Annotated in this window: 11 protein-coding genes; 3 read left to right on the top strand and 8 right to left on the bottom strand. The window is 38.5% G+C overall.

From position 1 onward, the window contains the following. The first annotated feature begins 268 nt into the window (after positions 1 to 268). Both PVV65_RS06140 and tldD read left to right on the top strand, forming a co-directional pair. Entirely contained in the window at positions 269 to 850 is a 582-nt protein-coding gene (locus PVV65_RS06140; RefSeq protein WP_273789583.1) for an invasion associated locus B family protein, read from the top strand. A gap of 127 nt (positions 851 to 977) precedes the next feature. Further along, the gene (gene tldD / locus PVV65_RS06135) at positions 978 to 2,402 is read left to right on the top strand and encodes a metalloprotease TldD (RefSeq protein WP_273789582.1); all 1,425 of its coding nucleotides are present in this window, start codon (positions 978 to 980) and stop codon (positions 2,400 to 2,402) included. A 482-nt stretch (positions 2,403 to 2,884) separates the two neighbouring features. Here tldD and PVV65_RS06130 read toward each other — a convergent pair whose 3' ends face one another. From PVV65_RS06130 to PVV65_RS06095, 8 genes are all read right to left on the bottom strand, one after another. Further along, positions 2,885 to 4,138 (bottom strand): class I SAM-dependent RNA methyltransferase, encoded by a 1,254-nt coding sequence (locus tag PVV65_RS06130; RefSeq protein ID WP_273789581.1) that lies wholly within the window; start codon positions 4,136 to 4,138, stop codon positions 2,885 to 2,887. Then, on the bottom strand, positions 4,135 to 4,878 hold the full coding sequence (locus tag PVV65_RS06125; RefSeq protein ID WP_273789580.1) for a TlyA family RNA methyltransferase: 744 nt from the start codon (positions 4,876 to 4,878) through the stop codon (positions 4,135 to 4,137). Before PVV65_RS06125 ends, PVV65_RS06130 begins: the two co-directional genes overlap by 4 nt. A 15-nt stretch (positions 4,879 to 4,893) precedes the next feature. Further along, positions 4,894 to 6,801, bottom strand: coding sequence for a 1-deoxy-D-xylulose-5-phosphate synthase (gene dxs, locus PVV65_RS06120; protein ID WP_273789579.1), 1,908 nt, complete (start codon positions 6,799 to 6,801; stop codon positions 4,894 to 4,896). Between the two features lie 244 nt (positions 6,802 to 7,045). After that, the gene (locus PVV65_RS06115) at positions 7,046 to 7,300 is read right to left on the bottom strand and encodes an exodeoxyribonuclease VII small subunit (RefSeq protein WP_120121844.1); all 255 of its coding nucleotides are present in this window, start codon (positions 7,298 to 7,300) and stop codon (positions 7,046 to 7,048) included. Positions 7,301 to 7,307: 7 nt separating this feature from the next. Continuing rightward, on the bottom strand, positions 7,308 to 8,411 hold the full coding sequence (gene ribB, locus PVV65_RS06110; protein WP_273789578.1) for a 3,4-dihydroxy-2-butanone-4-phosphate synthase: 1,104 nt from the start codon (positions 8,409 to 8,411) through the stop codon (positions 7,308 to 7,310). Positions 8,412 to 8,426: 15 nt separating this feature from the next. Beyond that, positions 8,427 to 9,515 carry a chorismate synthase gene (gene aroC, locus PVV65_RS06105; RefSeq protein ID WP_273754767.1) on the bottom strand — a complete coding sequence of 363 codons (1,089 nt, stop codon included), beginning with the start codon at positions 9,513 to 9,515 and terminating at the stop codon, positions 8,427 to 8,429. A gap of 134 nt (positions 9,516 to 9,649) precedes the next feature. Continuing rightward, complete coding sequence (fabI, locus tag PVV65_RS06100) at positions 9,650 to 10,468, bottom strand: enoyl-ACP reductase FabI (RefSeq protein WP_273754768.1); 819 nt, start codon at positions 10,466 to 10,468, stop codon at positions 9,650 to 9,652. A 128-nt stretch (positions 10,469 to 10,596) separates the two neighbouring features. Beyond that, positions 10,597 to 11,505 carry a J domain-containing protein gene (locus tag PVV65_RS06095; RefSeq protein WP_273789577.1) on the bottom strand — a complete coding sequence of 303 codons (909 nt, stop codon included), beginning with the start codon at positions 11,503 to 11,505 and terminating at the stop codon, positions 10,597 to 10,599. Positions 11,506 to 11,836: 331 nt separating this feature from the next. Between PVV65_RS06095 and pdxH the strand changes: the two genes are divergently transcribed. Beyond that, positions 11,837 to 12,460: a pyridoxamine 5'-phosphate oxidase gene (pdxH, locus tag PVV65_RS06090; RefSeq protein ID WP_120121839.1), complete on the top strand. Its 624-nt coding sequence runs from the start codon at positions 11,837 to 11,839 to the stop codon at positions 12,458 to 12,460. Positions 12,461 to 12,660: the final 200 nt, after the last annotated feature.

Raw genomic sequence — 12,660 nt, 5'->3', positions numbered from 1 at the left:
CATACCCCTTCTTGTACGCATCCCCTAAAAATAGATAGGATATTTGCAACAAAAATATATTTTTTCAATCAACATTTTCTCTTACATTACAAACTTATCATAAAAATGTATTCTACCAAACATCATAAAACCATGCTAAAATTTATCTCCTATAAAATGCTCTTTCTTCTCATTTTCCTTTATTTCTTGCATAGAGGTGACTATATTTGGTAAATACTAGTTTTGTGTTATAGGTTTTATGTGGGGGATTCATTTTTTATGTAAATCTATGCATGATTGTGTATATGTTGAATCGAATAGGATTTTTTTTGTGATACTTTATAAATTACTCAAAAAAGTTTTTTTTATTAGTGCTGTTCTTCACACACTTTTTAGCAGTTTGATCAATCATGCTTTTGCACAAACGCCCTATGCGCAAAATGTTCCCGCTCCACAAACCTATGGTGCATGGACAAAGGTTTGTGCTCTCCCACCAGGGACACCTAATATGCAGTGTGAAGTTGTACAAAACATCCATACACAGGGGCGTCATGATATTACCTTGCGCGTTACATTTTATAAACTTCCTCAAAAGCAAGGGGCTTTAATGCGTGTTTTTGTTCCGATTCGCGTTGAATTACGTCCTGGCGTTGGAATTAAAATTGACGGTAAAAATATGGGAAGAATGGAATATCGTCGTTGTCTTGGTGATAATTGTGTTGCTGAAGCTTTTCTTAAAGACGATATATTACAACTCTTTTTAAAAGGAAAAATGGCAACCTATTTTGTCTTTACGACCCCTGAACAAGGAATTGGAGGCCTCGTTGACCTACATGGTCTTGGCGATGCCTATGCAACTTTACCCACATGAATGAAATCAACGTACATGGAAAATCAACGCACATGGGATGATTAAAGTTTCACCATCTATTTTGAGAACTTCTTGAATTAGATCAATAAAAATCTTCTAAGCCCCCAATAAAAATAGGATAACTCTTATGAAATCGCTGATTGATCATTTTGATATTGCTTCCTCTAGAGTACAATCAATTGTACAGGAAGCACTTCATTATGCGGATGATGGCGAACTTTACCTCGAGTATAAAGAAAGTGAAACCCTTTTATTTGATAATGGACAACTTAAAAACGGCTCTTTCCATCAAGATATGGGATTTGGTCTGCGTGTCGTGGCTGGAGAAGCGACTGGATATGCACATTCTAGCGAATTATCAGCTGCTGCACTTAATCGCGCTTGTGAAGCAGCTAAAGCTGTTACCTATAATAATCACGCTGGACCTTATAGCATAGCTCCTCAACAAACAAATAAGAGACTTTATCAACCGCATAATCCCCTTGATGCTCCATCCTTCGAAGAAAAAAGTGCTCTTTTGCAAAAAATTGATGCTTATTTAAGGGCAAAAAGCGATAAATTGCATCAAGTGACTGTTTCTCTTTCTGGCTCACTACAACATGTCGAAATTTTACGTGCAGATGGATACTTGGTTCGCGATATTCGTCCTCTTGTACGGCTTTCTATATCTGTGGTTGCAGCTGAAGGCAATAAACGTGAAAATGGTTTTTATGGATGTGGGGGGCGACAAGCATTTAACCAATTTATTTGTGAAGATAATTGGAAGCAAGCTGCAGATGAAGCCTTACGTATGGCTTTAACAAATTTAGAAGCAGAAGCAGCACCTGCAGGAACATTTGATGTTGTCTTAGCCAATGGATGTCCTGGTGTTATGCTTCATGAAGCCGTAGGTCACGGTTTAGAAGGCGACTTTAACCGCAAAAAAACATCTGCTTTTGCTGGACTTTTAGGACAACAAGTTGCCGCAAAAGGTGTGACAGTTGTTGATGATGGAACAATTCCTCATTGCCGAGGCTCTCTAACTATTGATGATGAGGGTACCCCTTCAGGATATAACGTTCTTATTGAAGATGGAAAACTCGTTGGTTTTATGCAAGATAGGCTTAATGCACGACTTATGGGAAGTAAATCAACTGGAAATGGACGGCGTGAATCCTATGCTTATGCCCCAATGCCACGAATGACCAATACAATCATGCTAGGAGGCGATAAAACACCTGAAGAAATCATTTCTTCCCTTAAAAGTGGTATCTATGCTGTTTCATTTGGGGGAGGACAAGTGGATATTACTTCTGGAAAATTCGTCTTTGAATGTACTGAAGCATACCGAGTAGAAAATGGTAAAATTGGAGCACCAATCAAAGGTGCAACTCTTATTGGAAATGGACCGGATGCTATGAAACGTATTACTATGATTGGAAATGATAGTAAACTGGATAATGGTATTGGTATGTGCGGAAAAGCAGGGCAAAATGTTCCTGTTGGTGTTGGGCAACCTCATCTGCGAATCAATAATATGACAATCGGTGGAACTGCGCTTATAAAAGAATAAGTTTGCTCATTTCTGCATAATATTGTCCTCTTCCCATCTATTCAAACGATTTATGAGAGAGAATACTTTTTGTATGCAATACGTTGATTTTAAAGATAATCCAAGGTTCTTCAACTTGAATGAGAACCTTTATACTTTAGGATTCTCTTATTTTAGGTCTGTATATCTTGAATCAATCAAAACCATCTCAAATGCTAAAGCCTGTCACAATATTGGGGGATGGCAAATATAATGGTGGTGCCGGCTTGTTTGGATATCCCCTCAAATATACCTTTTTTGTAATATGTTCATCTTTTATGTGGAGTAACACTATCTTTTATAGTTTCATAATAAAAAAAGTCTCAAATAAGCAAGATTCCTATTCAGTGCTCTTAACTCAATGAAAAAAAATATTATTGTAGATAAATTTTGAGGAGATTTTTATAATAATATGAAAATAAGCTTTTTTTTGGAATCTTCATAGCGTTAAAAAAAAATTTAGGCTAAAGCTTCCAGCCTTTCTTCTTTTTCTTTTTGCTCAAAATAGCAACAATTTCAACATGGGATGACCATAAAAATTGATCAATGGGTGTGATTTTTTCTATTGTATATCCCCCTGAAATAAGAAGAGATAAATCACGCGCAAATGTAGCAGCATTACACGAAATTGCCACGATAAGAGGTATTGTTGCCTTCGCCAGTTCACGGACTTGTTCTTCTGCTCCTGCACGAGGAGGGTCAAAAACGACACTCTCGAAACACTCAAGTTCCTTTACAGAAAGTGGATAGCGAAAAAGATCGCGTTTTTCACAAGTGACTGTTTTTAAACCAGTTGAAAAACGGGCTGCTGAAGCTAAATTTTCTAATGCACTCTCATTATTTTCTACTGCATGAACATTCATCTTTTTTGCCATACGCAAGGTAAATGTTCCTACCCCCGAAAACAAATCAAGAGCATTCTTTGCTTTTTTTAAATGAGTCAAAATAATATTACCCATTATATTTTCGGCTTCGCAGGTTGCTTGAAGAAAACCACCAGAAGGAAATTCAACACGGACATCTCCAAAGTAAATAACTGGTTTTTCTCGTTCAATCAAAATTTCACCGTCAACAGATAAGCGTATAATCCCACAGGCAAGAGCTGCATTGATCATTTTCTGACGAAGTGATTCATGGTTTACAACGCAACCGCTTAAAGCAACATCTACGCCATTTTCAACGCATGTTATCGTAACATGAAACCGTTTGACAGAACGGCTTAGAAAAGCACAGAGCTCTCTGATATTATACAACTGAGCAATAAGCTCTGGACGACTTACTGGACATTTCTCAAGAGCTACAATCTCATGAGAAAGATAACGGTTAAAACCGACTTTTTGACCTTGTGGGGTCATGGATGCCGTTAGGGTTATCCGTCGTCGGCTATAGGGTTTACATTCTATTAAAGGTGCAACAATGCTATTAATTCCATAGCTTTTAAGCGCGTCAACAACCAATTGTCGTTTCCATACGCGATAAGCATCCGCACGCCAATGCTGAAGGGTACAGCCTCCACATTCTCCAAAATGCTGACAAAGAGCATCAATGCGTTCTGGTGATTTTTGTTTTAATGCTATATATGTTGCATATTTTCCATGAACAATAATTTCTGCACACTCTCCTGGCAAAGTAAAAGGAACATCAACTAAGCCGTACGGCGTCTTAGCAGCACCATAACCATTTGCTCCTATATGGTCGATTATGACATTGTCACTCACTGTTGTTTTTCTCCGAATAGTAAATATTCTACATTGCCATCACCACCTGTAATGGGGGAAGGAAGTAAATCTTTTGCACGCCACCCTGCTTGAGTATTTAACCAGACAAAAAGCTCTTCAGCGGTTTCTTTAGCTCTTGATGGATCTAATATTCCTCCCTTACCAAGGTGTTTACGACCAACCTCAAACTGAGGCTTTACCAATAAAACAGCTTGTGTTCCCTTTTTGGCTAAAGACAAAACGGGAGGCAATGCAAGTCTGAGAGAAATAAAGCTAACATCTGAAACAATAAGATCAATTTCCCGCCCGCCTAAATGTTGCTGTTGAAGATCTCTAACATTCAGGCCTTCTAATAAGGTTATAGCGCTATTGCCCAATAAACGTTTATCAAATTGATGATGCCCAACCTCAACAGCAATGACATGTGCTACTCCACGTTCTAAGAGAACTTGTGTAAAACCACCTGTTGATGCACCAACATCAATGGCCGTCACTTTATCTGTTACGATCGGAAATGCATCAAGTGCTGCAATCAATTTTAATGCTGCCCGTGAAACATAATTCTGTGCTGGATCATAAACGACAATCTCTGCATTATCAAAAAAGGTTTGCCCTGCTTTAAAAATGACTTCACCATTAACTTTAACAGTTTGACGCATGATAGCATCACGTGCGCGGGAACGTGTCGTAAAAAGGTTTTTTTCAACTAAAAGAATATCGAGCCTTTTTTTGAAAGCCATCTCATACTCGAGTTTTTATCTTGTTAAAATCTCGCGCCCCAAAGCTGTCAATACCGTATTGACAATACCTATAGCATCAAGCCCAATCGTTGAGAGAACTTTTTCTCGTGAACCATGATTCAAATATTCATCAGGAAGTTTTAGTGTACGAATTTTTAAACCATGCTCTAAAAGCTCTTCTTGTGCTAAAAATTGTAATAAATGCGCTCCAAATCCACCGATTGCACCTTCTTCAATGGTCACCAATACTTCATGCTCACGGGCTAAACGACGTATCAAATCCTTATCCAAAGGTTTTGCAAACCGTGCATCTGCAACCGTTGTCGATAACCCTTTAGCTCCCAACATATCAGCAGCTCTCAACACTTCTGACATCCGTGTTCCAAAACACACCAAGGCGATCCTATTTCCTTCACACAGAATACGTCCTTTTCCAATCTCTAATAGCGCACCACGTTGCGGTAAATCTACACCAATACCTTCACCACGTGGATAACGAAAAGAAATGGGCCCCTGATCATAAGCTGCAGCTGTACGCACCATATGCATCAGTTCAAGTTCATCTGAAGGCGCCATAACAACAAACTCAGGAAGTGTCGCTAAAAAAACAATATCAAAACTGCCAGCATGCGTTGCACCATCAGCACCCACAAAACCTGCTCTATCAATGGCAAAACGTACCGGTAACTTTTGAATTGATACATCATGAATAATTTGATCATAAGCACGCTGTAAAAAAGTAGAATAAATTGCAACAAAAGGCTTATACCCTTCACAAGCAAGTCCGGCCGCAAAAGTTACAGCATGTTGCTCAGCAATCCCAACATCAAACATCTTTTTAGGAAATTTTTCGGCAAAAGCATCAAGTCCTGTCCCTGTTGGCATCGCTGCCGTTATGCCAACAATCTTATCATCATGGCAGGCTTCTTCTATTAAAGCTTTAGAAAATACCTTGGTATAGGGTAAAATATTACTTGATGCTTTAACCTGTCTTCCTGTCGTGACATCAAAACGGTTAACACCATGATATTTATCAGACGAGGCTTCTGCAGGTAGATACCCCTTTCCTTTATGGGTTACAACATGCACCAAAACAGGACCATTAGGATATTCACGGACATTTTTTAAAACAGGTAATAAATGCCCAAAATTGTGCCCATCTATGGGGCCTACATAATAAAAGCCAAGCTCATCAAATAACGTTCCTCCAACCAAAAGACCACGCGCAAATTCCTCTGAACGACGCGCTTTATCCAAAAAAAACTTTGGCAATTTTTCACTCAACATCTTTACGCGTTCACGCAGATGACGATAAGAGGGACGAGAGACTAATCGTGCAAGATGCGCACTCATAGCACCTGTAGGCGGTGCTATAGACATATCATTATCATTTAAAACAACAATCAAGCGTGCATCCAAAGCACCAGCGTTATTCATTGCTTCATAAGCCATACCCGCAGACATTGCACCATCCCCAATAACAGCAATGATATTGCGTTTTATCTCTTCTTTCAAAGCACTTGCCACCGCCATGCCAAGCCCCGCCGAAATAGAAGTCGATGAATGCCCTGCTCCAAATGGATCATACACACTTTCTGAACGTTTTGTGAAACCTGATAGTCCCCCCTCTTGACGTAATGTGCGAATTTTTTCTCTACGCCCTGTTAAAATTTTGTGCGGATAGGTTTGATGACTAACATCCCAAATAATCCTATCCTCTGGTGTATTAAAAATATAATGTAACGCAACCGTAAGCTCAACAACACCAAGTCCCGCTCCAAGATGACCACCTGTTACAGAAACCGCATCAATTGTTTCCCTCCGCAACTCATCAGCCAATTGTACCAGATCAGACTCAGGTAATGCCCGCAAATCTTTCGGAAAACAAACACGGTCAAGCAATGGTGTTAAAACCTGAGACAAAAAAAATCCTTTCTATTATTTTAACTCAAGAGATAAGCAACAATAAAAATATATCTTTTCTACTCTTTTATTGAGCGTTTTACATCTTTTTTACTAAAAAATACTCTTCTCTCTTTGAGATGATTGATGATCTTTCCTATTTTTAACTTATTTTATAAAAAAGAAATCAATAAAATTTGCTCTCTATAAACAAAGATTATTGCATCTTTTAAGCCCCATAATAAATATCCAAAAATATTTAATATTATTGCGCATCAAGCGGCTCTACTCCTTCTGGGGAACCTTCCTGTGAAAGCTGAATTTTTTCAACTTTGGCTTCAGCGACTTTCAAGAGTTTCTCACAATGTTTTTTAAGCGCTTCACCACGTTCATAAATATCAATGGATTGTTCCAAAGGCACATCACCACGTTCTAAGTTTTCAACGATAACTTCAAGTTGCTTAAGCGCTTGCTCAAAGCTTAAGGCTGTAATATCCCCCTCTTGTATCTCTTTTTTCATATGAACCTCAAAAAAAATCTGTTCTAGATATACGAATTCCAAAACTTTCTAAACCTACATAATGATTCTCTTTAGAAGCATAAACAATAACAGAGCCTATTCCTAAATATTTCAAAATTTGTGATCCTAAACCAATTTTGCGCCATTCTTCTTCGCGTTCAATGGCCTGCACATGCTTTTCTAAACTGTCTCTTGCTATGTTTTGGATATCAATCATTGATTGTATAACAGATCCTTCACGTAAATAAATAAATACGCCACGTTTTTCTTTTTCCATCATACGCTGCATCACCACCATGATATCTGAGGATTGACAAAAAACGTCATTTATAATGTTTTCATGATATAAATACACAGGAATACCCTCACCCTCACGGATATCACCAAAAATAATCGCAATATGCTGAACAGCTTCCCAAGGGAGTTGATAACTTTGAATAATAGCGGGACCTACAGGTGTTTCAATCGGCATTTCTCCAACATGCTTGATCAATATTTCTTTACGCTGTCGGTAAGCAATTAAATCTGCAACCGTTATGATGTGCAACCGATGTTCTTGTGCAAATTTTGTAATCTGATCGCCATGTTTAACGCTTCCATCATCATTGACTAACTCACCAATAACACCAACCGGCGGTAAACCAGTCAATTTACATAAATCAACAGCAGCTTCCGTGTGACCTGAACGCATGAGAACTCCCCCTTCATGCGCAATCAAAGGAAAAATGTGCCCTGGACGAACAAAATCATCCGCACTTGCATTCGAATTTGCAAGATTACGCACCGCTAATGTACGGTCATGTGCTGAAATCCCTGTTGTTATGCCGTATTTAAAATCAATAGTAACAGTAAATTGCGTCCCATGTGCAGAGTTATTATCTTGTACCATAGGCGCAAGATTAAACCGTTGCGCTTCTTCTTTTGGCATGGGAGCACAAACAATACCCGTTGTATGACGAAGAATAAATGTCATCTTTTCTTCTGTACAATGGGCTGCAGCAACCGTTAAATCACCTTCATTTTCACGATCATTATCATCTGTCACCACAACAATTTCACCGCGTTCAAAAGCTTTAAGCGCAGAAACAATTTTTTCTTCATTATACGCCATTATTCACCTTCTCAATCACCCAATTTGACCGCGATGTCTTAAATAATGGTCAGCAAGTGCACAAGCAACCATCGCTTCACCAACAGGAACGGCACGAATCCCAACACATGGATCATGACGTCCCTTCGTTATAACATCTACATCATGACCATCAACATCAATGGAGTGACGAGACTTTAAAATTGATGAAGTAGGCTTTACAGCAAAACGTGCAACAATCGGCTGTCCACTCGATATCCCCCCTAAAATACCACCAGCATGATTGGATAAAAAAAGTGGTTTTCCATCATTTCCCATCCGCATTTCATCGGCATTTTCTTCTCCTCTCAAGCGGGCTGCCGCAAAACCATCACCAATTTCAACCCCTTTGACCGCATTAATTGACATAAGGTATGATGCAATATCTTGATCAAGTTTTGCGTAAATAGGAGCTCCTAAACCTGCTGGAACATTTTCTGCAACAATCTCAATAACAGCACCAACAGATGTACCATCTTTACGGATTTTACGGATATAATCACTAAAAATTTGAACCATCTCTGCATCAGCTGTAAAAAAAGGATTATTCTCAACCTCTGACCAATCCCAACGATCACGATTAATATTATGGGGACCAATTGCGACCACGGCTCCTCGCACAACCAAACGAGGGACAATTTTACGAGCAAATGCACCAGCTGCAACACGCGCTGCTGTCTCGCGTGCTGAAGAACGCCCTCCCCCTCGAAAATCACGAATGCCATATTTAAGATCATAAGTATAATCGGCGTGACCAGGACGATATTGATGAGCAATTTCTCCATAATCTTGAGAGCGTTGATCTGTATTTCGAATCAACAGAGAAATTGGTGTGCCTGTTGTAACTAATGTTATTCCGTCTTCCTGAGCAATCACTCCTGAAAGGATTTCTATTTGATCTTGTTCTCGGCGCTGTGTTGTATATAAGGATTGCCCAGGTCTACGCTTATCAAGATAAGCTTGAATTTCTTCACGCGTAAAAATAATTCCGGGTGGACAACCATCGATGACACAACCAAGAGCAGCACCATGACTTTCACCCCATGTTGTTACACGAAATAAATGACCAAATGTATTATGCGACATGAAAAAAGATCCGTTTCTCTGTCAAATATACGTAATGACAACACCTCTTGAGCTCTACACAAAACAGCTCTTTATTCCCAAATATTCTTGGCTACTTTAACACCTTTGTCCAATACAAATCCTATAAACCAAACTTATTCTTTAACAACGGAAATATCTGGTGCATCAACGGCTTTCATACCGATGATATTATAACCTGAATCGACATGATGAACTTCACCGGTAACAGAACGAGACAAATCCGAAAGAAAATAAAGGGCAGAATCACCTACCTCTTCAATTGATACTGTACGACGTAAGGGAGCATTATACTCATTCCATTTTAAAATATAACGGAAATCACCAATACCTGAAGCCGCTAACGTTTTAATTGGTCCAGCAGATATCGCATTAACACGAATATTTTGGGGACCTAAATCTACTGCTAAATATTTCACGCTGGCCTCAAGAGCTGCTTTGGCAACCCCCATGACATTATAATTGGGAACAACTTTTTCCGCACCATAATAGGTTAGTGTTAAGATAGACCCACCATCTACCATTAACTTTTCTGCACGCTTTGTTAGAGCTGTTAGAGAATAAACAGAAATATTCATGGTCATCATAAAATTTGATTCGCTGATATCAATATAACGACCACTTAATTCATCTTTATCAGAAAAACCAATAGCATGAACTAAAAAATCAAGTCTGCCCCATTTCTTCTCTATAGCTTTAAAGACCTCATCAATAGAATTCCTGTCAGAAACATCACAATGTCCACAAACAACCCCCTTTAATTCTTCAGCCAAAGGCTCAACCCGCTTTTTCATTGCTTCACCTTGATAGGTAAAAGCAAGCTCTGCTCCTGCAGCACTTGCTGCTTTAGCGATTCCCCAAGCGATGGAGCGATTATTGGCCAACCCTAAAATTAAACCACGCTTACCATACAATAAACCATTACCCTTAGCCATCAGTACTGCCCCATTGTTACTTAAAATTAATATTATTCATCTGCCTATGACACAGGTCAACTTTTTCTTCAAGTAATTGGTTTAAAATCAAACAAAAACTACGCTTTTATATATAAAAATTTTAAAAATTAATCCCTTTGCGTTTGCAAAAACTGTTCTAACGCAGCATTTCCACCTTCCGGCAACATAACACGAACATGTACATAAAGATCATCTCTTGTACCACTTTTTAAACGAAGCCCTTTTCCTTTCAACCGCAAAACGCGATCAGAACTTGACCAAGCAGGTACCGTTAAGACCACACGTCCTTCCAATGTTTCAACTTCTTCTTTTGCTCCCAAAACAGCATGTTTAAGAGAAACTGGTAAATCAAGATGGAGCGCCCTTCCTTCAACCCGAAAACGGGGATGTTTTTGAATCTGAATGGTTATCAACGCATCTCCTGCTTGCCCATGAGGAACCTCTTCTCCCTGACCTTTTAAGCGAATAGTTTGCCCATCTTCAATATAATCTGGAAGTTTAATTTTTAACTTTTTTCCATGAGGAAAGACAGCTTCCACTTTTTCTGCACCAACCATCTGCTCTAATGTTATGGTAAGATTAGCGCGAATATGAGCCCCTTGTTGAGAGCGATTATGATTATAGTGTGTGGAATTCGAAAAGCTACCGCTTCCTCCAAACAGATCGCGAAAAATATCACTCGCATCAAAACCTGCTCCCCCTGAAGAAGAAAAGTCAAATCCTTTTGCTCTTCTTGAAAAGGGATTTTGTTTATTGTTAAAATTTTCACCAGCACCATAGGCTTGATAAAGCGGTTTGCCTTCCATATCAATTTCACCGCGGTCAAATTGTGCTTTTTTATCTTTATCACCTATAATTTCATAAGCTTGATTAATTTCAGCAAATTTCTCTTTAGCCTTTGCATCATCTTTATTGTGGTCTGGGTGATATTTCTTTGCTAATCTTCTAAATGCCGATTTAATCTCTTGCGGTTTTGCGGTACGTGCCACACCCAAAATTGTGTAGGGATCACGCATATTGCCCTCTTTCTATTTTTTTCGTTTTCAAAATATCAACGGATATATTTCTTAATATTCCTCATAACTTCATCAGTCTATTCTAGAAAATAGTTCCTTCTTTTCTTTATATGTCTATCAAAAAACTAAAATACCAGATAAAATGAGATATTTATTTAATATAGCTCATTGTTGTCTATGCTAAAGATAAAAAGAATGAGACCATCATAAAAATACTCCTTAAAAATATATGAAAGCATTGTCTTTTTGAAAATAAGAAAAAATGCTACTGTTCTTCTTGATGAAAAAACAAATGAGAAAATGCCCATGCTCACTGACATTTGGAGACACTATGAGCGATAAAATACCAACAGACGATCATTTTATGAAAATGCAAAAACCTTTTGAGCTTTTTGCAAAGTGGCTTGAAGAGGCAACGATAAGCGAAATAAATGATCCGAATGCTATGGCACTCGCAACAGTTGACGAAACAGGGCTCCCTAATGTTCGAATGGTTCTCCTTAAAGACTATAATCCTCAAGGATTCGTTTTCTATACCAATTATGAAAGCCAAAAAGGAAAAGAAATTTTAAAATCAATGAAAGCATCCTTAGGGTTTCATTGGAAATCGCTTCGTCGTCAGGTCAGAATAAGAGGAATTGTTGAAAAAGTCAGTCAGCAGGAAGCCGATGCTTATTTCCAATCACGCCCCCGTGGGAGTCGAATTGGTGCATGGGCATCAAAACAATCTCAACCTTTAGAAAATCGTTTTGTACTCGAAAAAGCCATTGCCCAATATACTGCGCGTTATCCTCTAGGCAAAATTCCACGACCACCTTACTGGTCTGGATTTCGTGTTAAGCCCCTTTCTATAGAGTTCTGGTGTGATCGCCCATTTCGTTTACATGATCGCTTACTTTTTACCCGCGATTGTGTTGAACACAACAATTGGAAAAGACAAAAACTCTACCCTTAATCGTTCAAGTTTTATCGTTATAAGGTTTTTCCTCACGGTTAAACGATTATTTTCTATGTGCAAAATTCTAATAAAGAGATAATTTGTTTCATTTAAAGAAGAATTTTATTTTTACAATAAACGTTGGTTGATAATGTTCTCTCTCACTCGAAGAATGGTTAGCGATAAACTTCTTGAAGAGAAAATACTGTCTTCAGAAA

This window comes from Bartonella sp. ML70XJBT (assembly GCF_028618425.1).
Taxonomy (GTDB): Bacteria; Pseudomonadota; Alphaproteobacteria; order Rhizobiales; family Rhizobiaceae; genus Bartonella.
The sequence above is the reverse complement of the archived record's forward strand: the minus strand, read 5'-3'. Positions and strand labels throughout refer to the sequence as shown.